We start from the raw sequence: 20729 nt of genomic DNA, 5'->3' as shown, positions 1-20729 counted from the left end.
CCCTCGGGTCGGGGGCCGACCCCGGCCGGTGGGCCAGGTCGGGCCGCCTTTTGTGACTTCGGACGACGCCCCGCGCAGACGGATGCGGACAATTATGGACGCCCGGTCGCCCAGGGTGTGAACACCCCCTGAGGAAGAGCCGCGGCCGCAGGGATGTCGCGCCGCCGGAGCCGGGCGCAGAGCATGCCCGCGGCGCTCGTACCGGCACAGTCGCGGCGCCGCCGACAGCGCCGAAGGTGACGGAGTCCGCGCTTCCGGCGCGAACCGCCGGCCGTCGGCCGGCTTCGCGGCATCAGGCTGGAACTGATCGGTGGGGATGCGTAGCAAGCCCTCCCGTCCTCGCGCCACGAGCCCGCGTGTACCGGGCACCCAGAGACGTCAACCAAACCGTCGATGCGGTTTGTTACTCTCAAGGAGTCGTGCAGAGATGGGGACTGCGCGGCGCCCGGTCGGTGAACGCCGTGGAACCGGGCCGGCGACCAGGAGGCGACTGATGGTCAAGCAGGAGCGTGCGGTTCGTACCCGCCGGGCACTGGTGCGTGCCGGGGCCGAGGTGTTCGCCAGAGAAGGGTTCGTGGCGGCCTCGCTGTCGTCGATCAGCCGGCAGGCGGGGGTGAGCAACGGCGCGCTGCACTTCCACTTCGAGAGCAAGCGGGCGCTCGCCGAAGCCGTCGAGGCCGAGGCGCTGGACATGGTGCGCGAGGTGGTGCGGCTGGCGTCCGAGCGGGAGATCAGGCCGCTCGCGATCGTGGTCGAGGCCACCTACGGCCTGGTCGGCCGCCTCGCCGACGACGTGGTGCTGCGCGCGGGCTTCGTGCTGGGCGCCGACCCGGGCTGCGCGACGATGTCGGCGCCCAGGCGGGAGTGGCAGTGCTGGGTGGAGGAGACCATGCGCCGGGCCGGCCGGGAGGGCGGACTCGCCCGGGGCGTGTCCCCGGAGGATGCCGCGGCCGCGGTGGTCGCCGCGACGACCGGCTTCCAGGTCCTCGCCGGTGAGCATCGGGCGTGGCTGTCGATGGAGCGGGTCAGGGGCTTCTGGGGCCTGTTGCTGCCACGGCTGAGCGAGCAGCACGTCTCGGTGGGTGCCGGCCGGGGAGCCCGCGCGGCAGCGGTGCTGCGCGCGGGTGGGCCGGCTGCACGTCCCGGCCCGGGGCATGAGACGGCCACTGCGGGGATGCGGGAACCCGCCCGGATGTGAGGGCCGGCCGGGCGGCGCCTCTGGGGAGGCGCGGCTTCGGCAGGGGTGGAAAGAAAACAGCGTAGCCGGTTTCATGTTGACAAACCGACCGCCCTGTTTTGTATTACTGAGGTCGGGGTAAGGCTGTGCACGGCCGAGGCCGGGACGCCGAAGGCGTCACGCAGCACAGGAGAGTGCGCATGCGCGGACTGGGGAGACGGCAGTGGACATCGGAGTACTGGGCGCGCTGAGCGTGACGGAGAACGGCGCGTCGGTGACTCCGACCGCGCCCAAGCCGCGGCAGGTGCTGGCGCTGCTCGCGGTCCGGGCCGGTCAGGTCGTGCCCGTCAGCGCGCTGACCGAGGAGCTGTGGGGTGACAGACCGCCCCGCAGCGCCCGCACCACCCTGCAGACGTACGTGCTGCAGCTGCGGGAGCTGATCGCGTCGGCCCTCGGGCAGGAGAGCGGCGAGGACGCGCGGGCCGTCGCCAAGGACGTGCTCGTCACCGAACCGGGCGGGTATCTGCTGAACACCCTCGGCGGCACCAGCGACGCCGCCGAGTTCGAGCGGCTGGCGGGCCTCGGCTACCGCGCCATGGACGCCGGTGACCACGCCGACGGGGCACGTCGGCTGCATGAGGCCCTCGCCCTGTGGCGGGGCCCCGTCTTCGCCGACGTCCGCTGCGGAGCGCAGCTCCAGACGGAGGCCAGACGGCTCGAGGAGATACGCCTGTGCGCCCTCGACCGGCGCATCGACGCCGACCTGCGGCTCGGCCGGCACCGCGAACTGCTGGGCGAGATGAGCGTCCTGGTCAGCCACTACCGCACGCATGAGAGCCTGCACGGCCAGTTCATGCTGGCCCTGCACCGCTCCGGCCGGCGCAGCGAGGCCCTCCAGGTCTACCAGCGCCTGCGCACCACCCTCTCCAGGGAACTCGGCCTCGAACCCTCCGCCGCACTGCGCCGCATCCAGCGCTCCATCCTCATGCCGGCCCCCGACACGATTCGGCCGGGCGCCGAGAGGGGCGACGAGCAGCACCTCACCCGCGTCGGCTGACACCGGCAGGCCCCCGCCCGAGCGGCTCGACGAGGTGCTGGTAGTTGTAGGGGGCCGGCCCGCCAGGGCTGACTCGCACAGGACATGGGGGGCGTCGTGAGCCGGGTGCTCTATGGCGAGCGGTCGTGGAATCCGCTGGCCCGCACGGTGGAGTTGACCGAGGACGGTCTGCGCAGGGGCGGCAGAACCACACCGCTGAGCGAGCTGAACCTCGGCGCCATGGCCGAGGCGTACCGGCGTGGCCAGTGGCTCGGCGGCGGTGGTTCGGAACGCGCGCTGGAGAGGCTGGCGGACGGCCCCGGCGTCGTGCCGGTGACCCGCGCCACCGGCACCGCCCGACCGGTGAAGGTGCGTGACGCCGCCGGATTCGCCCGCGAACTGGGGGAGTTGGCGGTCCGCGTCTGCGGCGGCCCCGAACAGGTGGCCGCCCTCGGGGCCAGGGCCCGGGCCGAGGGGGTCCCGCTGTGGATCGCGCGCCGGTTCGCGCCGGGCCCTGCCGGGCCGATCGCCGTCGCCGTCGACCGGCATCTGGTGCGGGTCGACGTATGGGGGCCCGGGGCTCCCGTCGTACGCATCCGGGCGCCGTACGGTTTCCACGGCCAGGCCTCCGATCCGTCGCTGGGACTGCGGGCGACCGTCGGGGAGGAGCCGGCTCAGCTCGGCCTGCAGCGGAAGCTGCGCAAGTCCAAGAGCTATGCGCAGCTGCGGATGTCCGGCCGGCTGTGGGTGCTGCGGCGGGAGAACGCGCGCAGTTCGTGGCTGCTGCGGGACGACCGGCGGGTCGCCCTGCTGACCCGTCCGCCCCGCAGGCCCGACCTGGAGCCGGACAGCGTCCTGCTGCCGCTGACGCCCGTGCGGTACGAGAGCGCGGACCCGCTCGATGCCGTGCTGGCACAGGCGTTCGCCGTCACCTTCGGGCTCGGGGACACCACGGGCACGGCGCGGTTCCGCACGGAGCGGCGCCGGTCGAACGGCGGCGAGCCGGTCGCCGTCGACGAGTGGTGGGACCGGCCCTGGTTCAGCAACCTCGGCAGCGGCGGGGAGGACAACGAATCCGGCGGAGGCGACGGCTGGGGTTCGGACGGCGGCGACGGCGGTGACTCCGGCGGGGGCGACGGCGGCGGTGACGGTGGGGGCGGCGGCGACTGACGGCCCGCTCCACGGGGGCCGGGTCACGCGAGTGGGGCGCGTGACCCGACCGGGACCGTCAGGGGTAGGAGACGACGGTCGACGGGACGGTCGCGGTGCCCTCGGTGGGGGCGCCGGTGTCGTTGATGACGTGGTTGAACTGGCCGTTGCCGCCCAGTGAGACGGTCAGCAGGCTGTGGAACTTCACGCCGGGCTTCACCGGCGCCTTGAAGCCGTGGTCCTGACGGATCGTCGGGTCCACGTTGTAGTAGCAGTAGCTGCCCATGCCCCAGCCCTCATGGGTGTTGACCGCGTCGTCCACCCGGTAGGCCGCATAGCCCTTGGTGCTGCCGTTCTGGATGGCGGCCTGGTTCGGGGCGTCGTACGCCTTCTCGTTCTGGAAGAAGATCGTGCGGCCGCGCTCGCCGTACCACTCCACGTCGTACTTGTTGAAGTGCTCCACGAACAGGCCGGTGGCCAGGACGTCGTCGCCGTTGACGCGGACGCCGTAGTCCGCGCGGTTGGTGTCCCAGCCGACGCCCTGGCCGTGGTCGGCGCGCCAGACCCAGGTGTGGTCGACGATGGTGTCGTCGCTGTTGACGACCATGCTGGTGGTGGCCTTGCCGGGGCCCGCGCCGCCGATGCGGATGTACACGTCCTGGACGGTCGTGGGGTTGGCGGCATGGTCGGCGGACGCGTTCTGCGGGCCGACCTCCAGAAGTGTGGGCGAGTTGACCGTGCCCGCGTCGATCAGCAGACCCGCCAGGCGCACTCCGTCGACGTCGGCGACGCGCAGCGCGGTCACGCCGTTGTCCGGGACGATCGTCGCGAGGCCGAGGCCCAGGACGACGGTGCCGGGCCGGTTGACCTCGATCGTCCGGTCGACGTGATAGACGCCGGGCGTGAACAGCAGGTGCAGTCCCTGCGCGAGAGCCTGGTTGATGGTGGCCGCGGTGGTGCCGGGCTTGACCACGTAGAAGCTGCTGAGGGGGATGGACTGGCCCTGTGGGGTGCCCGACTCCCAGGTGGTGCCACGGGCGTTGGTGCGCAGCGCGGGGGCGAAGACCTTGTACTCGTTGCCGTCGAGGTAGAGGAAGGGCTTCTCGCGCGAGACGGGGGTGTTGTTCAGTGTGGTGTAGCGCGGCTCGGGGAAGCCGGTGGCCGGGGCGCCCGCGACGCCCGAGAAGACCTGGTTCCAGACCGAGTTGGACCAGCCGCCGATGGAGCTGTCCCGGGTGTACCACTGCTGCTGCGAGTAGTTGCCGATCTGTCCGTCGATCTTCGAGTCGGCGATGTAGCCGCCGCTGGCCCAGCCGTAGCCGTTCGGGGCGAGGTTCAGGCCGCCCTTGATGTGCATCCGGCGGAAGGAGGAGGCCTGGGAGACGGCCCAGCGGTCGGTGCCGTTGACCGGGTTGACCGCGAGGTTCTCCGCCGAACGCCAGAAGTTCTGCGTGGCGTTGCCGTTGAACCAGCCCGCGTCGACGGTGACGTCGCCGTTGATCAGCGTGTCGTCGGGCTTGAGGCCGAGGCCCGCGATCTGGGTGTAGAAGCCGATCTGGGCGTTGAGGTTGTTGTAGGTGCCCGGCTTGAACAGGAACGCGTGCCGTCCGGTGCCGAACTGGGCCGACTCCTGCTCGCGGAACACCGCGTCCAGCTTGCCCTGGATGTCCGGCGTCGACGGGTCGATGACATGGACGTTGGGTCCGAGGTCGCCGCCGCCCGGTAGTTGGGCGGTGTCCCCGCCGCCGTAGACCTGGAACTCCCACAGGGAGTAGCCGTACCCCGTCCCGCGGGTGATGCCCTGGAGGCGGACGTAGCGGCCGGTGCCGGTCAGGGTGAGGTCGTCGGCGCCTCCGTCGCCTGCGGTGACCGACCTGACGGTGCGCCAGTCGGTGCCGTTGTCGGAGAGCTGGATGTCGTACGCCTTGCCGTACGCGGCCTCCCAGGTGAGGACGACTCGGCTGATGTCGACGGACCTGCCGAGGTCGACCTGGAACCACTGGTTGTCGGTCCACTGGCTGGCCCAGCGGGTGCTTGTGAGGTTGCCGTCGACGGCGGCGGAGGCGGCGAAGGCCGCGCCCTCGGTGGAGGAGGCGGTGGCGGTACGGCCCTGGGAGAGCAGGACGGGGTCGGCGTGTGCCGCGCCGGCCGGGCCGAGGGCGAGCAGGGTGCCGATCAGGGAGGAGACCAGCGCGCCGGCGGTGGCGCGTCTGGTTGCCGGGGTGGAACGCCGGAGGACCGGCGGTGTCCCGACTGAAGGCATGGGGGCTCCTAGGTGTTGACCGTGCGGGAACTGGAGAGCGCTCTCCGGCACCTTGCCCGCCTTGTTGATGAACGGTCAAGCGTCGTGTCGTACTTTTCTTTTGACTTGGCTTAAGTCGCCAGAGATCGAGGGCGGGCACCTGCGCGTACTCGTCCGGCGACAGCCCGTTAGGGTGCCTGCGTGACGAAGAGGGGACCGACCCTGGAGGACGTCGCGCGGCAGGCCGGGGTGTCCCGTGCGACCGTCTCGCGCGTGGTCAACGGTGTCCGCAATGTGGACCCGGAGATCCAGCGGGCGGTGCGCCAGGCCATCGACCGGACCGGGTACACCCCCAACCGGGCCGCCAGGTCGCTGGTGACGCGCCGCACCGGCGCGGTGGCCCTCGTGCTCTCCGCCGTCGGCGAGGCCTTCGCCGCCCGGGTCTTCGCCGACCCCTTCTTCGGGCGGGTGGTCGACGGCGCGGTGGCCTCGCTGCGCGAGCGGGGCGTCCAGCCGGTCCTGCTGGTGGCGGAGTCGGAGGACGCCCGGGGGCAGGTGCTGGAGTACCTGCGGCAGGGCGCCGCCGACGGGGCGCTGGTGGTGTCCCTCGACGTGGGCGACCCGCTGCCGTCGATGCTGGTGACGGCGGGCGTCCCGACCGTGCTCTTCGGCCGCCCGCGGGACGGGGTGCGCACCGGGTTCGTGGACCTCGACAACGAGGCGGGCGCGCGGCTGGCCGCCGGGCATCTGCTCGCCCTCGGCCGACGCCGCCCGGCCACCATCGCCGCGCCCGTGTCGGCGCCGGCCGCCCGGGAACGCCTGGCCGGCTTCCGTGCCGCTCTGGCGGCGGCGGGCATCGAGGACGTGCCCGTCGTGAGAGGGCTGTTCACCATGGCGAGCGGCCGCCAGGCGATGGCCCGCCTCCTGCGGGAACACCCCGGACTCGACGGGGTGTTCGCCGCGAACGACCTGATGGCCCAGGGTGCCTGCCAGTACCTGCGCGAGCAGGGGGTCTCCGTGCCCGGAGAGGTGGCCGTGGTGGGCTTCGACGACTCCGCCGCCGCGACGGAGTGCCGGCCACCGCTGACCACCGTACGCCAGCCGGTGGAGGAGATGGCCGCGGCGATGGCGCGGCTGCTGCTCGATCAACTGCGGGGTGCCGCCGAGACGTCGGTGCTGTTCGAACCGGTGCTGGTGGTGCGGGAGTCGGCCTGACGGCCTTGTCGGCCTTCATGCCGGCGGAGGTGGCGGGGGCTGGGGAGTGAGGCCGTAGACGCGGATTCGTCGGCCGTCACGCTGCCGTAGGTACTGGGGGGGGGGGAGGGAGGCAGTGGACGCGACTTCGTCGGCCGTCACACCGCCGTAGGCCGCAGGGCGGGGGAGCGAGGTCGTAGACGCGACTTCGTCGGCCGTCACACCGCCGTAGGCCGCGGGGGCAGGGGAGCGAGGCCGTAGACGCGGGCTGCCGTGTCGCCGAAGATCGCTGCGCGCTCCATGGGGCCGAGGCCGTCGGTCAGTTCGCGGGTGGTGGCGACGACCCGGCAGTAGTCGGCGGCCAGGGTGCACACCGGCCAGTCCGAGCCGAACATCAGCCGCTCGGCGCCGAAGTGCTCCAGGGCGAGCCGGGCGTACGGGCGCAGGTCGGCGGTGGTCCAGTGCGCCAGGTCGGCCTCGGTGACCAGGCCGGACGGCTTGGCCGCGGTGTTGGGCAGGGCGGCGAGTGCGCGCAGCCAGGTGGCCCAGGGTTCGAGGACGCCGGTGGCGACGGGCGGCTTGCCGAGGTGGTCGAGGACGAAGACGAGGTCCGGTACGGCGCGTGCCGCGTCGACCACCGCGGGCAACTGGTGGGGCAGCACCACCAGGTCGTGGACGAGTCCGGCCGCGGCCACCGCCCGCAGGCCGCGCAGCACGTCCGGCCGCAGCAGCCAGCGTGGGTCCGGCTCCGACTGCACCTGGTGGCGTACGCCCACCAGCGCGTCCCCGCCCGGCAGTTCACGCAGCTCGGCCAGCCGGTCGGCGACGGCGGGATCGGTCAGGTCCGTCCAGCCGACCACCCCCGCCACGAGCGCGCTGCCGGCGGCGAGCCGCAGGAGCTCCGGGGTCTCCTGCGCCACCGTCACCGTCTGCACCAGCACGCTCGCGGACACCCCGGCCGCCGCCGCCTCGGGGGCCAGGTCGGCCAGCGAGAAGTCGCGCCGCAGCGGGGCCAGTTCGGGACCGGTGATCCAGTCCTGGTCCCTGACGGCGAGGTCCCAGACATGGTGGTGGGCGTCGATCATCCGCATACGCGCACAGCTCCCCGGGGCGTCAGCTCGAGACGGCCCGGGGCCGCAGCCGCAGCCCGGCCATTCCGCCGTCCACGGCGAGCGCGGTGCCGGTCACCGAACCGGCCGCCGGTCCGGCCAGGTAGACGATGGCGGCGGCGACCTCCTCGGCACTGACCAGGCGCCCGGTGGGCTGCCGGGCTTCGAGCGCGGCCCGCTCGGACGCGGGGTCCTCGGCGGCGTCGAGCAGCCGGCCCACCCAAGGCGTGTCCACGGTCCCGGGGTTGACGCAGTTCACGCGGATGCCCTCGCCGATGTGGTCGGCCGCCATCGCCAGGGTCAGCGAGAGCACCGCGCCCTTGCTCGCCGAGTACAGCGCCCGCTGCGGCAGCCCCGCCGTCGCGGCGATGGAGCAGGTGTTGACGATCGCGGCCTGCCGCGAGCGGCGCAGCAGCGGCAGCGCGGCACGGGTGGTGCGGACGACGCCGAGGAGGTTCACGTCGAGCACCCGGTGCCACTGCTCGTCCGGGTTGTCCTCGACGGTGCCGGCCGCGCCGATGCCCGCGTTGTTGACCAGGATGTCCAGTCCGCCGAGCGCGTCCCCGGCCGCGGCGACGGCCTGGCGTACAGAGGTGTCGTCGGCAAGGTCGGCGGTGAAGCCGAGTGCGGCGCCGGCCGGGTCCGGGTCGAGGTCGGCGGTGAAGCCGAGTGCCGCGCCGGCCGGGTCCAGGTCGAGCACGGCCACCCGTGCCCCGCGGGCGAGCAGAAGTGCGGTGGTGGCGCGGCCGATGCCCGAGCCGCCGCCGGTGACGAGGGCCCGCAGGCCCCGCAGGTCCTCCGTCGTCATGCCGTCCGTCCTTCCCCGGAAGCGACCCAGAACTCCCCGTCCGGGTAGCGGTACTTGGCGAGTGACGCCGGGTGCATCTCGGCAGAGAAGCCGGGCGTGAGAGGCGCCCGGTAATGGCCGCCCTCGACGACCACCGGGGTCACGAAGTGCTCGTGCAGATGGTCGACGTACTCGATGACGCGGTCCTCGGTGGTGCCCGACAGGGCGAGATGGTCGAACATGGCCAGATGCTGGACCAGTTCGCACAGGCCGACCCCTCCCGCGTGCGGGCACACCGGCACGCCGAATCTGGCGGCCAGCAGCAGGATCGCCAGGTTCTCGTTGACCCCGCCGACCCGGGTGGCGTCCAGCTGGAGGACGTCGATCGCCTCCGCCTGGAGCAACTGCTTGAAGACGACACGGTTGTGCACATGCTCGCCCGTGGCCACCTTCACCGGGGCCACCGCCCGCCGTACCGCCGCGTGTCCCAGCACGTCGTCGGGGCTGGTCGGCTCCTCGATCCAGTACGGGTCGAACTCGCTGAGCGCCTTCGTCCACTCGACGGCCTCGGCAACGCCCCAGCGCTGGTTGGCGTCCAGCGCCATCCGGATGTCCGGGCCGATCGCCCCCCGGGCCGCCCGGCAGCGCCGGACGTCGTCGCCGAGGTCGGCCCCGACCTTCAGCTTGATCTGCGTGAAGCCGTCCGCGAGAGCCTCATGGGCGAGGCGGGTCAGCTTCTCGTCGGAGTAGCCGAGCCAGCCGGGCGAGGTCGTGTACGCGGGATAGCCACGCCCACGCAGGAGTTCCTCCCGCTCGGCGCGGCCCGCACGGCCGGCCCGCAGCAGCTCCAGGGCCTCCGACTCGGAGAGCGCGTCCGTGAGGTAGCGGAAGTCCACCTGCGAGACCAGCCACTCGGGATCGGCGTCCGCCAGGAGCAGCCACAGCGGCTTGCCCTCGCGCTTGGCGGCCAGGTCCCACAGGGCGTTGACGACGGCCCCGATCGCCATGTGCATCACGCCCTTCTCGGGGCCGAGCCAGCGCAACTGGCTGTCACCGGTCATCGCGCGGTTCAGCGTGCCCGGGTCGGCGCACACCTCGGCCACGCTCCGGCCGATCACATGCTCGCGCAGGGCCTCGATGGCGGCGACCTGCACGTCGTTGCCCCGGCCGATGGTGAACGTGAAGCCGTGCCCCTCGGGGCCCCCGGGCTCGTCGGTGCGCAGCACCACATAGGCCGCCGAGTAGTCGGGGTCGGGGTTCATGGCGTCCGAGCCGTCGAGTTCGCGGGACGTGGGGAAGCGGATGTCGTAGGTGTCGAGTGTGGTGATCCGCGCGGTCACGGGCCTTCTCCTTGAGAGGTGCGGACACTTCCCGGACAGCCGATAGATCCGATGTATCTTCTGCGGAAGGACTTTAGGGTTGGGCAACACGGGGAGGCAAGAAGGGAGTTCAAGGAAAGACATCCGATGACTTGAAACCATAAGGAGGCCAAGATGCCGGTCACCGACGAGGCGATCGAGAAGATCAAGGAGATGATCGTCGGCGGCGAACTGCGCCCCGGTACGCGGCTGCCGAAGGAGGCCGACCTCGCCGAGCGGCTGGGGCTGTCCCGCAACTCGCTGCGGGAGGCGGTGAAGGCGCTGTCGCTGATCCGGGTCCTGGACGTCCGCCAGGGCGACGGCACCTATGTGACGAGCCTGGAGCCCGGGCTGCTGCTGGAGGCCCTCGGATTCGTCGTCGACTTCCACCAGGACGACACCGTGCTGGAGTTCCTGGAGGTCCGCCGCGTCCTGGAGACGCACGCCGCGGGCGTGGCCGCCCGGGTGATGCCCGACGAGGAGATCGCGCGGCTGCGTGCGGTCCTCGACAGCCTCCCCGCCGACGCGGGACTCGACGAACTGATCGCCAACGACCTGGAGTTCCACCGCACGCTGGCCGCCGGCGCAGGCAACACGGTGCTGTGCTCCCTGCTCGAAGGCCTGAGCGGCCCGACCGTCCGGGCCCGGATCTGGCGGGGTCTGACGGAGGAGGGCGCCGTGGCCCGGACCGTGGAACAGCATCGCGCCATCTGCGACGCCATCGCCGCCCGTCGGCCCGAACTCGCCCAGGCCTGGGCCACCGTGCACCTCGCCGGCGTCGAACAGTGGCTGCGCGACACCCTCGGCTCAGCGGACTCCGCCCTGCCCCCGATGCCCTGCGCCCCCGACCCTGGCGCCAAGGACTGAACGCCCCCGCCGAGCGGGACTCAGGGCGTGATCACCAGCTTCCCCCGGGTGCGGCCGGTCCGGCTCGCGTCGAACGCGGCCCCCACGGCCTCCAGCGGAAAGGTCTCGGCGACCTCCACCGTCAACGCGCCCCGCTCGACCAGGGCCGCCAGCTCCGCCAGCTTCTCGCCGTCGGGGCGCACCCAGATCCACGAGCCGCCGTGCTGCTGCACCGAGGGGTCCGCCACCGAGGCGTGGCGGCCGGCCGGCGCCAGCACCGCCAGGGTCGCCTCCAGCTGCCCGCCGACGAAGTCGGCGACGGCCGACACCCCGTCGGGCGCCAGCGCGCGCACCCGCTCGGCCAGACCGTCGCCGTGCGCGACCGGCTCCGCGCCCAGACCCCGTAGAAAGTCGTGATTGCGCTCGGACGCCGTGCCGATCACCCGCGCGCCCCGGTCCACGGCGAGCTGCACGCCCAGGCTGCCCACACCGCCCGAGGCCCCGTGCACCAGCAGCGTGTCGTCCGCGCCGACGTCCATCCGGTCCAGCGTGCGCAGCGCGGTCAGCCCCGCCAGCGGCAGCCCGCCGGCCTGCGCCCAGTCCAGCCCGGCCGGCTTGTGGGCCACCGCCGACGCGTCGACGGCGACGTACTCCGCGAACGTTCCCGCGTGGACGACGTGCTTACGGGCGTACGCCATCACCTCCGCCCCGACGGCGAACTCCGGTGCGTCCGGGCCCGTCCCGGTGACGACTCCGGCGACGTCCCAGCCCGGGATGGCGGGGAAGACCGTGTCCATCATGCCGTCGAGCCCGCCCGTCATGATCTTCCAGTCCACGGGATTGACCCCGGCCGCCCGGACCTGGATGAGCACCTGTCCGGGAGCGACCTTGGGGTCGGGCACCTCTTGGAGGCGCAGCCGGGAGTTGTCCGGGGCGTAGGCGTCGTACGTGACCGCGCGCATGTACAGACCTCCTGAGGACGGCTGTAGACACCAAGGAAGATCGAGTACATCACACGCCGGTGAGCGATGCGGGCGCGACGCCTCGGCCCCGCGCGTTGCGCCAAAGCCTCTGTCCCGTCGGTTACTTGGCAGTAGGATCCAGGTCGCCGTAGAGGACGACCGGGCGAGGCCGGAGCCAGGAGGACCCGTGGCCGACGATCCACTGAAGGACTTCACCCGGGAGCGGTTCACGCACGCGGGCCGCTCGCACGGGGTGCTGCGGTCCGGGGCGGGACCCGCGGTGATCGTCATGGCCGAGATCCCGGGCATCACCCCGAAAGTGGCCCGCTTCGCCCGCCGGGTCCGCGACCTGGGCTGCACGGTGGTCCTGCCGGACCTGTTCGGCGTCGCCGGACGCGATCCGGACCCGGCCGCGCACGGCTGGGCCGGCACCGCGCTGACGGGCCTGCGCGCCGTCGGCCGGATCTGCGTCAGCAGAGAGTTCACCGTGTTCGCGGCCGGGCGGACCTCTCCCGTCGTCACCTGGCTGCGCGCGCTCGCGGTGCACGAGCACAAGCGGTGCGGCGGCCCCGGCGTCGGCGCCGTCGGCATGTGCTTCACCGGCGGCTACGCCCTCGCGATGGCCACCGACGAACGCCTCCTCGCGCCGGTGCTCTGCCAGCCGTCCCTCCCGCTCGCCGTCACCGCCCGCAACCGCCGCTCCCTGGACATCTCCCCGGCCGACCTGCGGGCCGTACGGCAGCGCTGCGAGGCCGGCCTGACCGTGCTCGGCGTGCGCTTCCGTGGCGACCGGCTCGTCCCGGGCGACCGCTTCGCGCTGCTGCGGGAGCAGCTCGGCGAGGCGTTCGTCGGCATCGAGCTCGACGACAGCGCCGCCGCACCGGACGCCGCCACACCTCCGCACTCGGCTCTGACCGAGCACCTCGTCGACGAGCCCGGCCAGCCCACCCGCCAGGCCCTCGACCGGGTCCTGGAGCACCTGCGGGAGCGCCTGCTGACTTCCTGACACGTGAGAGCACCCACGCAGGCGAGGGTTCGGCAGGCCGGGACGCGGGCACCCGGCTGGCCGGAGCCGAGGGGAGTGACCACACATGACCACAGCGGGGACGTCCACGGCCGTGGCGAGACGAGCGGCCCGAGGAGACGCCGTCCGGGCAGGCGCCCGGGCGGGCTTCGTCGCGCGGGGCGTGCTGTACCTGCTCGTCGCGGCGCTGGCCGTACGCATCGCCCTGACGGACACCCACGAGCAGGCCGACCGGGGCGGAGCCCTGGCGGATGTCGCCGCGACGCCGTTCGGAGCCGGACTCCTGTGGGCCCTCGGCATCGGCTTGGCCGGAATGGCCCTGTGGCGGCTGTCGGAAGCCGTCCTCGGCACCGGCGGACCCAAGGGCGAGCGCGTGGCGAAGCGCCTCATGGCCGCAGCCCGATGCGTCTTCTACGGCGTCACGTCCTTCCTCGTGCTGTCCTTCGCGGCAGGCGGCCGGGGCAGCGGCGCGGGCTCGACCGACCGGCAGAGCCAGGACATCACCCGCCGCCTGCTCGGCCTGCCGGGCGGACCCTGGTGGGTCGGGCTGGTGGCCGCGGGCGTCATCGCCGCGGGCGTGTGGATCGGAGGCCGGGCCGTCCTGCGCAAGTACCGCAAACACCTGGCGTGGACCGGCATGTCCCGCAGCCAGCGCCGCTTCATGGACCTCACGGGCGTGGCCGGCGGCGTCGCCCGCGGGCTCGTCGTCGCCGCGGTCGGAGTCTTCGGCCTGCAGGCGGCCGTCGCCTTCGACCCGGACAAGGCCAAGGGCATGGACGACACGATCCGCTCCTTCGCCCACACCCCGGCCGGCCCCTGGCTCCTCGTCGCCCTCGCCGCCGGACTCGCGCTGTTCGGCGCGTTCTCCTTCGGGCAGGCCAAGTGGCGCAAGGTGTGAGCGACGGTAGGGTGGCCGACCGGGCGGGGCCGTAGCGCAGAGGTCGTCGCGCGCGGTCTCCAAAACCGTGAGGACGCCGGTTCGAATCCGGTCGGCTCCGCCCTTCCCGCACTCGGGGTCAGGACTTGAGGCCGTAGAAGCGGATCGGCGAGTTCGGTACGAAACCGATGCGCGGGTACACCGGCGCCCCGGCCGCGGTCGCGTGGAGGGTGGCGCGGGTCAGGCCGGTCGCCCGGGCCCCCTCGTACAGGGCCTTGCGGGTCACCGCCTCGCCGTAGCCCCGGCGTTCGAAGTCCGGGTCGGTCGCGACCAGCACGACGAACAGCCGGCCCTCCGCCTCGACCGTCGCCGCGCAGGTCACGGGAACGCCGTCGCGCAGGCCCAGGTAGGCATGCACCTGCTCCTTCCACAGCGCGGAGCCCGCGAGTCCGTCCCGGCCGTCCTCCAGCGGGAAGCCGTACGCACGCGAGTTCAGGTCGGCGTACGCGCGCAGGTGGGCGTCGGTGCTCACGCGGACGAACGTCAGCTCGGGATGCGCCGGCTCGGGCAGCGGCAGCAGATCTCCCGCCATGCCGGTCCCTGGGAAGGCGTACACCAGGCCCGCCCGCTCGGCCGCCGCGTCCAGCTCCGCGCGTGCCTCGCGTTCGAGGAGGTCGTCGAAGACCCACAGGAACCCGGGACGGCGTTTCGCGCGCATGATGTCCGCCGCCTCGCCCAGACGCCGCTCCACCACCCCCGCGTCCGCGCCGACCTCGGTCAGCGTGAGGCAGTTCCAGAACGCGAACCGGGAGTCGGCCCACCGCACGGCGATGCCCGGAAGGTCGCGCACATCCGCGGCGGCATCCCGGTCGAGCACCATGGCGCGCCACACGACGGCGAGCTGCTCCACCGATTCGACGGCATCCGCGAGTTCAGGCATCCAGACCTCTCAAGTGGTCGCGTGGGAAGGGGAGATGACCCCCAGTCACGATATGCCCCGGACGCCGACGGCGACGTACTCAGACGCGAGTTGAGTATCCGAGCGCTGACGGCGGCCACCGGGCGCGCGGCACCGTCCTCGCATGGGAATCATCGCAAGCCGCGCGAGCCATGGCAGCAGTGTCCGGGAGCTGGCCGCCGCCACCCCCGCGTCACGGGACCGCTATGTCGACCTGCTGCGGGTCGCCTCGCTCACGGTCGTCGTCCTCGGGCACTGGCTGATGGCCGCCGTCACCCCCGACGGGGAGGTCGGCAATCTGCTCGCCGTCGTCCCCGGCCTGCAGATCCTCACCTGGGCCCTCCAGGTCATGCCGGTCTTCTTCTTCGTCGGCGGCTTCTCGCACGCGCTCGCCCACCGGTCGCGGCCGCAGTACGCGGTGTTCCTGCGCGCCCGGCTGCAGCGGCTGCTGCGGCCCACGATGGTCTTCATCGGCACCTGGAGCGCCCTCGCGCTCGCCGTCCAACTCCTCGGCGCCGACGACGGTCTGACCGGCGTCGCCCTCCGGCTCGTCGCCCAGCCGCTGTGGTTCATCGGCATCTACCTCGCGATGGTCGCCTTCACCCCGCCGCTGCTGCGGCTGCACGGCCGCTGGGGGTGGGGCGCCTTCGCCGCCCTGGTCGCGGGCGCGGCCCTGGTGGACGTGCTGCGGTTCGCGGCCGGTGTGCCGTACGTCGCGTTCCTGAACTTCGGCCTGGTCTGGCTGGCGATCCACCAGCTGGGGTTCCTGCGCGCCGACGGCCTCATCCGCCGCCCCGGCCTCCTCGCCGCCGTCGGCCTCGTGGGCGCGGGGCTGCTCGTCGGGTTCGGGCCGTACCCGCTGTCCATGGTCGGCATGCCCGGCGAGAAGGTCTCCAACATGGCCCCGCCGACGCTCGCACTGCTCTGCCACGGCCTGTGGCTGGTCGGCGCGGTCGAGCTGCTGAAGCGCCCAGGCGCCCGGTTCACCGCCCGGGCACGCGTGTGGCGCGCCGTCGTCGCCGCGAACGGGGTCGCGATGACCGCGTTCCTGTGGCACCTGACCGCGATGCTCGGTGTGTACGGCACGCTGCTCGCCCTCGGCATACGGCTCCCGCAGCCCGCGTCGGCCGCCTGGTGGGCCCAGGTCCCCGTCCGGCTCGCCGCCGCGGCCGCCCTGACCGCGCTGCTGGTGACCCTCTTCCGCCGCTTCGAGCAGCCGCCCGCCGCCGCGGCGGCCCGCGCGGGTGCCTCCGGCTCCGGCGGGGGGAACCGGCATCTCGCCGCGCTCGGCATCACCCTGGCGCTGTTCGGTGTCCTCGGCCTGTCGATGACCGGCTTCGGCGGCCTCCTGGAGGGCCACACGGCCACCCTCGTCGCCGTCCAGGTGTCCGCCCCGGCGGCCGTCGCGATGGGCCTCGCGGGCTGGTTCCTGGTGGAACGGGCGGGACGGTCGTAGGGCCGCTGTCCGTATGGATCGGTACGGCGCCCGCCCCGGACCCGCGAGGCGCCCGCCCCGGACCCGCGAGGCGCCCGCCCCGGACCCGCGAGGCGGGCGGCCGGAGCCGTCCTGCTCCCCGGAGGCCGGCCCCCTGGCACCCACGTCTCGATAGGCGCCCGGGCGGGTCCCGGCACTACGATCGGCTGTGGAGGAAAGGTGGTCCTCGGCCGGTCGCGTGGTCCTCGCGCGGTGGCTCATGGCCGGAGCGCCTCGGAGGGCCCATGTTCCGTCATCGTTTCCGTCGGCCGCTGAAAGCCGACACCCTGCTGAGCGAGCTGAACCGGCTCACCACGCAGGCGCTGGAGCGGACGGAGCTGCACCGGGCCAGGCTCGAGCTGGCCGAGGTGCTGCAACGCGAGATGCTGCCCGGCTGCCTCCCCGAGGTGCCCGGACTGCGGGCGGCCGCCCGCTACGCGCCCGCCCGGTCCGGACTGGACATCGGCGGCGACTGGTACGACGCGTTCCGACTGCCGGACGGGTCGCTGGCGTTCTCCGTGGGGGATGTCCAGGGCCACGACGTGGAGGCGGCGGCCTTCATGGGGCAGATACGCATAGGACTGCGCGCGGTGGCCGCGTTCACCACCGACCCCGGAGAGGTGCTCAGCCGCACGAACGACCTGCTGATGTCGATGGACTGCGGTCTCTTCGCGACCTGCAGCTTCCTGCGCTTCGACCCGGCCACGGGCGAGGTCCTGACCGCCCGGGCCGGACATGTCCCCACCGTCTGGGCGGCGGTCGACGGGCGCGGCGGCATCATCGAGGACGAAGGGGGCGTCCCGCTGGGCGTGGTGGCCGGCGCGAGCTTCCCGGTCACCTGCCACCGGCTGCCCGCACAGGGCGTGATCGTCATGGTCACCGACGGTGTGCTGGAAGGACCGGCCTTCCCGATCGAGTCCGGACTGCAGCAAGTGCTGGCCATCGCCCGGGCAGGCGCGGGCAGCGATCCCGATGTGCTCGCGGCGCGGATCATCGAGGTGGCCGAGCTGACCGGCCACACCGACGACGCGGCGGTGCTGGTGCTGGGCGCCTCGTGAGGGGACCGGCGACGGGGTGACGAGCGGCGCGCCCCAGGCGTGTCACGCCCCGCTCCGGGCCCGGAAGGGCGTGTGATGGGCTGCGTGGTGCGTTTCGTGGGCCTGCGGCGCCCGGCTGCGACGGGGTTCACGATCCTCGCCGTCGCGCTCGTGTACGCCGTCACCGGAAAACTCGGCCTGCTGGCCCAGGTCGTCGTCGAGGGCGCGCGCATCACCCCGCTGTGGCCGCCCACCGGTGTGGCGCTGGCCGCGTTGCTGCTCTTCGGGGTGCGGATCTGGCCGGGCATCGCCCTGGGGGCCCTGCTGGTCATGGCGAGCCTCGGCCCGCTCACCTGGGCCGCCCTGGCGATCGCCGCCGGGAACACGGCAGGGCCGCTCTTCTCCTGCCTGCTCCTGCGGCGTCTCGGCTTCGGGGTCGAGCTCGACCGGCTCAGAGACGGCCTGGCGCTGGTCTTCGGCGGAGCCTTCGCCGGGATGCTGATCAGCTCCGGGGTGGGCAGCACGACGCTGCTCGTCACCGGCGGACTCGCCTCGGACGAGTTCTGGTCGGTGTGGTCTGCCTGGTGGACCGGCGACGTGATGGGCGTCCTCGTGGTCACGCCCCTGCTGCTCGGCGCGCGTGCCGCCCTGCCGCTGCGGGAGACCGGCCTGCGGGAGTGGATGGAGGCGGCGGTGCTGGTGGCCGCCACGGCAGCCGTGACGACCACCGTCACCCACAGCCCGCTCCACCTGCTGTTCCTGGTCTTCCCGCTGCTGATCTGGGCGGCGCTGCGCACCCGCCTGGTCGACGCCGCCGCGTGCGTGCTGGTGCTGTCGGTGCTCACGGTGGTGGCGTCCGTCCACGATCTCGGACCGTTCGCCGACCGCAGCATCGTCGAGAACATGGTCGTGCTGCAGGGCCTCAACGGGGCCGCCGCGCTCAGCACCCTGCTGCTGGTGGCCGTCGTCGCCGAGCGCGAGACCACCTACCGCAAGATCGAGGAGGCCTGCACCGTCCTCACCGAGGTGGTCGCCGGCCTCGCGCCCCCACGGTCGTTCGGCCGCGCGCCCACGCCCCACGAGCGGGACACCGAATGATCACTGTCGATCACACAACGTAATTCTTTGGGCTGTATGTCAACCGACCTCGGGCCGAGGTGCGTACGGATGGTGACAGCACAGCCCAAGGAGATGCGCGGTTGACCGACGAGGAGTATGCGGAGTTCTACGCGTCCTGCGTCAGACGCCTGATCGGACAGGTGTACCTGCTGACCGGGGACCTGCCGGAAGCGGAAGACGTCGTCCAGGACGCCTTCGTCCGCTGCTGGACGCGAAGACGCTCCATCGACAGAGAAGGCGCCCCCGAGGCATGGGTGCGCACCGTCGCCTTCCGGCTCGCCGTGAGCCGGTTCCGGCGCATGCGGCGCGGCAGGGAGGCCTGGCGGCGCGAGCTCGCCGGCCGGCCCACCGAGGTCGCCGGACCCGACGAGCAGAGCACGGCCCTCGCGCAGGCGCTCGGGCAACTGCCCCGCAGGCAGCGCCTGGCGATGGTCATGTTCTACCTCTGCGACATGACGGTGGAGCAGGTCGCCGCCGAGGCGGGCCTGAGCACCGGCACCGTCAAGACCCATCTGTCCCGCGGCCGCGCCGCGATGGCCGGGCTGCTGCACGACACCGAGGGAGGCGCACCCCATGCCTGACCGTCTGCCGAACTCCCCATCCGGTCCCGACCCCGACGCCGAACTGCGCACCCTCTTCGACACCGCCGCGACAGCCGCCGCGCAGGCCGCGCTGCCGCCCGCCGGCACGCGCATCGGCGTGCTGGGTGCGGCCCGGCGCAGGCGCCGCCTGGCCATGTGGGCGGCCACCGCGGTGATCGTGACCTCCGGCGCGGTGGCCGCCGCCGTCTCCGCCCTCTCCTCCTCTCCCGCACCGCCCGCGGCCCCGCCCAGCCGCTCCTCGACCACCCCCACGACGGCACCCCCGTCCTCCCCGTCCTCCGAATTTCCCTCCAGCGCCGACCCCGGGATCAGCCCATGACCCTCGCCGACATACGCATCCGACGTCCCGCCGTCCCGTCGGTGGTGACGCGCTCACGGCGGGAACCGCCACGGCCGGGCCGGGCCGACGGCGCCGTACTCGCCGCCGTCTTCGCCGTGCTGTACGCGGTCCTGGCGGTGTCGCGATGGACGCGCTACGAGACGATGTCCTGGGACCTCGGCATCTTCGTGCAGGTCGTCGACTCCTACGCGCATGCCCGCGCCCCCGTGGCCGACCTGAAGGGACCCGGCTTCGGCATCCTGGGCGACCACTTCAGCCCCGTCCTCGTGCTGCTCGCGCCGTTCTACCGGCTCTGGCCGAGCCCCATGACGCTGCTGCTCGCCCAGTCCGCCCTGCTGGGCTGGTCGGTGCAGCCCGTCACCAGCGCCGCCGCACGCCTCCTGGGCAGGCGGACAGGCCTGCTGCTCGGCACCGCCTACGGACTGTCCTGGGGGATACAGAGGGCGGCCGACTTCGATTTCCACGAGATCGCCTTCGCCGTCCCCCTCGTCGCCGCCTCCCTGGCCGCCACCGCGACCCGGCGCTGGCGGGCCGCGCTGCTGTGGGCGCTGCCGCTCGTCCTGGTCAAGGAGGACCTGGGCCTGACCTGTGCCGCCATCGCCGTCGTCGTCGCCTGGCGATGCCGCCGCGACAGCCCGCGCCACGTGCTGCCCGCGCTCGCGACCGCGGCTCTGGGGGTGGTCCTCTGCGTGGTCGTCATGACCGTGGTCATCCCCGCGGTCAACCCGCAGGGCTACGACTACTGGAACAAACTCGGCACGGGATCAGGCGCGCTGACCGAGGCCTTCTCCGCCGGGGCCGGCGAGAAGCTGCGCACGCTGCTGTGGACGCTGATCCCCACCACCGGCCTCACCGCCCTGCGCTCACCCCTGCTGTTCGCCGCCCTGCCCACCCTGGCCTGGCGGATGCTCTCCAACGACGAGCACTACTGGAGCACCGACTGGCACTACAGCGCCGTCCTCATGCCCATCACCGCACTCGCCCTGGTCGACGCCCTGCCCCGGCTGCGCGCGGCACGCAGGCCGACCTTGCGCTCGTACGCCCGTCATCTGCCGGCCGCCGCGGCGGCCTCGGCCCTGGCCCTGAGCACGACCCTGCCGTTCGCCACCCTCACCGAGCCCGACACCTACCGCACCGGCGCACACGCCACGGCCGGCCGGCGGGCCCTGGCCGCGATACCCGACGGGGCCACCGTGGAGGCCAACATCGTCCCCAGCGCCCATCTCGCGGACCGCTGCCGTCTGTTCTGGGTGGGCAACACCCATGGCCTCGTCCCCGACTTCATCGCCTACTACGACCCCGCCTGGGACAGCGCGGCCGTGCTCGCGTACGCCAAGGAGCTTCATCCCGAGGCCCGTTACACCGTCTCGGCCGGCACGTCGGGCTACTGGGTCCTCGCACGCACGCCCGCGCAGGGATGACGGGGCGCCCGGCCCCC

Annotated in this window: 19 protein-coding genes and 1 tRNA gene; 14 read left to right on the top strand and 6 right to left on the bottom strand. The window is 73.1% G+C overall.

What is annotated here, in order from left to right:
- The first annotated feature begins 493 nt into the window (after window positions 1-493).
- From ACIQ6Y_RS21665 to ACIQ6Y_RS21655, 3 genes are all read left to right on the top strand, one after another.
- On the top strand, window positions 494-1198 hold the full coding sequence (locus ACIQ6Y_RS21665) for a ScbR family autoregulator-binding transcription factor (protein ID WP_404041342.1): 705 nt from the start codon (window positions 494-496) through the stop codon (window positions 1196-1198).
- Window positions 1199-1400: 202 nt separating this feature from the next.
- Window positions 1401-2234 (top strand): BTAD domain-containing putative transcriptional regulator, encoded by an 834-nt coding sequence (locus tag ACIQ6Y_RS21660; protein WP_404041339.1) that lies wholly within the window; start codon window positions 1401-1403, stop codon window positions 2232-2234.
- A 96-nt stretch (window positions 2235-2330) separates the two neighbouring features.
- Window positions 2331-3383 (top strand): hypothetical protein, encoded by a 1053-nt coding sequence (locus ACIQ6Y_RS21655; RefSeq protein WP_404041336.1) that lies wholly within the window; start codon window positions 2331-2333, stop codon window positions 3381-3383.
- A 58-nt stretch (window positions 3384-3441) separates the two neighbouring features.
- Here the strand turns inward: ACIQ6Y_RS21655 and ACIQ6Y_RS21650 are convergent, their stop codons facing one another.
- On the bottom strand, window positions 3442-5625 hold the full coding sequence (locus ACIQ6Y_RS21650; protein ID WP_404041334.1) for a discoidin domain-containing protein: 2184 nt from the start codon (window positions 5623-5625) through the stop codon (window positions 3442-3444).
- 180 nt (window positions 5626-5805) lie between these two features.
- Between ACIQ6Y_RS21650 and ACIQ6Y_RS21645 the strand changes: the two genes are divergently transcribed.
- Window positions 5806-6819: a LacI family DNA-binding transcriptional regulator gene (locus ACIQ6Y_RS21645; protein WP_404041331.1), complete on the top strand. Its 1014-nt coding sequence runs from the start codon at window positions 5806-5808 to the stop codon at window positions 6817-6819.
- A gap of 197 nt (window positions 6820-7016) precedes the next feature.
- Here ACIQ6Y_RS21645 and ACIQ6Y_RS21640 read toward each other — a convergent pair whose 3' ends face one another.
- From ACIQ6Y_RS21640 to ACIQ6Y_RS21630, 3 genes are read right to left on the bottom strand one after another with little or no spacing between them, the layout of a single operon-like run.
- Window positions 7017-7889, bottom strand: coding sequence for an amidohydrolase family protein (locus ACIQ6Y_RS21640; RefSeq protein WP_404041328.1), 873 nt, complete (start codon window positions 7887-7889; stop codon window positions 7017-7019).
- A 22-nt stretch (window positions 7890-7911) separates the two neighbouring features.
- On the bottom strand, window positions 7912-8715 hold the full coding sequence (locus ACIQ6Y_RS21635; RefSeq protein WP_404041325.1) for an SDR family NAD(P)-dependent oxidoreductase: 804 nt from the start codon (window positions 8713-8715) through the stop codon (window positions 7912-7914).
- Complete coding sequence (locus tag ACIQ6Y_RS21630) at window positions 8712-10034, bottom strand: L-fuconate dehydratase (RefSeq protein ID WP_404041322.1); 1323 nt, start codon at window positions 10032-10034, stop codon at window positions 8712-8714. Before ACIQ6Y_RS21630 ends, ACIQ6Y_RS21635 begins: the two co-directional genes overlap by 4 nt.
- A gap of 153 nt (window positions 10035-10187) precedes the next feature.
- Here ACIQ6Y_RS21630 and ACIQ6Y_RS21625 point away from each other — a divergent pair, with 153 nt between their 5' ends.
- Window positions 10188-10919 (top strand): FadR/GntR family transcriptional regulator, encoded by a 732-nt coding sequence (locus ACIQ6Y_RS21625; protein WP_404041319.1) that lies wholly within the window; start codon window positions 10188-10190, stop codon window positions 10917-10919.
- A 20-nt stretch (window positions 10920-10939) separates the two neighbouring features.
- Here ACIQ6Y_RS21625 and ACIQ6Y_RS21620 read toward each other — a convergent pair whose 3' ends face one another.
- The gene (locus ACIQ6Y_RS21620) at window positions 10940-11860 is read right to left on the bottom strand and encodes an NADP-dependent oxidoreductase (protein WP_404041316.1); all 921 of its coding nucleotides are present in this window, start codon (window positions 11858-11860) and stop codon (window positions 10940-10942) included.
- Window positions 11861-12047: 187 nt separating this feature from the next.
- On the opposite strand from ACIQ6Y_RS21620, the gene ACIQ6Y_RS21615 reads away from it, so the two are divergent.
- The 3 genes from ACIQ6Y_RS21615 to ACIQ6Y_RS21605 all read left to right on the top strand — a co-directional run bounded on the left by ACIQ6Y_RS21615 (window position 12048) and on the right by ACIQ6Y_RS21605 (window position 13882).
- Window positions 12048-12866: a dienelactone hydrolase family protein gene (locus tag ACIQ6Y_RS21615; RefSeq protein ID WP_404041314.1), complete on the top strand. Its 819-nt coding sequence runs from the start codon at window positions 12048-12050 to the stop codon at window positions 12864-12866.
- Window positions 12867-12951: 85 nt separating this feature from the next.
- Window positions 12952-13782, top strand: coding sequence for a DUF1206 domain-containing protein (locus ACIQ6Y_RS21610; RefSeq protein WP_404041311.1), 831 nt, complete (start codon window positions 12952-12954; stop codon window positions 13780-13782).
- A 25-nt stretch (window positions 13783-13807) separates the two neighbouring features.
- Window positions 13808-13882, top strand: a tRNA-Trp gene (locus ACIQ6Y_RS21605).
- 18 nt (window positions 13883-13900) lie between these two features.
- On the opposite strand, the gene ACIQ6Y_RS21600 is transcribed toward ACIQ6Y_RS21605, so the two are convergent.
- Window positions 13901-14701: a GNAT family N-acetyltransferase gene (locus ACIQ6Y_RS21600; RefSeq protein WP_404041309.1), complete on the bottom strand. Its 801-nt coding sequence runs from the start codon at window positions 14699-14701 to the stop codon at window positions 13901-13903.
- Window positions 14702-14843: 142 nt separating this feature from the next.
- Between ACIQ6Y_RS21600 and ACIQ6Y_RS21595 the strand changes: the two genes are divergently transcribed.
- The 6 genes from ACIQ6Y_RS21595 (at window position 14844) to ACIQ6Y_RS21570 (ending at window position 20712) form a co-directional block, all read left to right on the top strand.
- Window positions 14844-16175 (top strand): acyltransferase, encoded by a 1332-nt coding sequence (locus ACIQ6Y_RS21595; protein ID WP_404041307.1) that lies wholly within the window; start codon window positions 14844-14846, stop codon window positions 16173-16175.
- Between the two features lie 263 nt (window positions 16176-16438).
- Window positions 16439-17251, top strand: a complete 813-nt coding sequence (locus ACIQ6Y_RS21590) for a PP2C family protein-serine/threonine phosphatase (protein ID WP_404041304.1) — start codon at window positions 16439-16441, stop codon at window positions 17249-17251.
- Between the two features lie 75 nt (window positions 17252-17326).
- Window positions 17327-18328, top strand: coding sequence for an MASE1 domain-containing protein (locus ACIQ6Y_RS21585; protein ID WP_404041301.1), 1002 nt, complete (start codon window positions 17327-17329; stop codon window positions 18326-18328).
- A gap of 101 nt (window positions 18329-18429) precedes the next feature.
- Window positions 18430-18930 carry a SigE family RNA polymerase sigma factor gene (locus ACIQ6Y_RS21580; RefSeq protein WP_404041298.1) on the top strand — a complete coding sequence of 167 codons (501 nt, stop codon included), beginning with the start codon at window positions 18430-18432 and terminating at the stop codon, window positions 18928-18930.
- Window positions 18923-19270, top strand: coding sequence for a hypothetical protein (locus ACIQ6Y_RS21575; protein ID WP_404041295.1), 348 nt, complete (start codon window positions 18923-18925; stop codon window positions 19268-19270). The genes ACIQ6Y_RS21580 and ACIQ6Y_RS21575 overlap by 8 nt, the downstream gene beginning before the upstream one ends.
- Window positions 19267-20712: a DUF2079 domain-containing protein gene (locus tag ACIQ6Y_RS21570; RefSeq protein WP_404041292.1), complete on the top strand. Its 1446-nt coding sequence runs from the start codon at window positions 19267-19269 to the stop codon at window positions 20710-20712. The genes ACIQ6Y_RS21575 and ACIQ6Y_RS21570 overlap by 4 nt, the downstream gene beginning before the upstream one ends.
- The last annotated feature ends 17 nt before the right edge of the window (window positions 20713-20729 follow it).

The sequence above is a fragment of the Streptomyces sp. NPDC096205 genome, assembly GCF_044763135.1.
Taxonomy (GTDB): domain Bacteria; phylum Actinomycetota; class Actinomycetes; order Streptomycetales; family Streptomycetaceae; genus Streptomyces.
The sequence above is the reverse complement of the archived record's forward strand: the minus strand, read 5'-3'. Positions and strand labels throughout refer to the sequence as shown.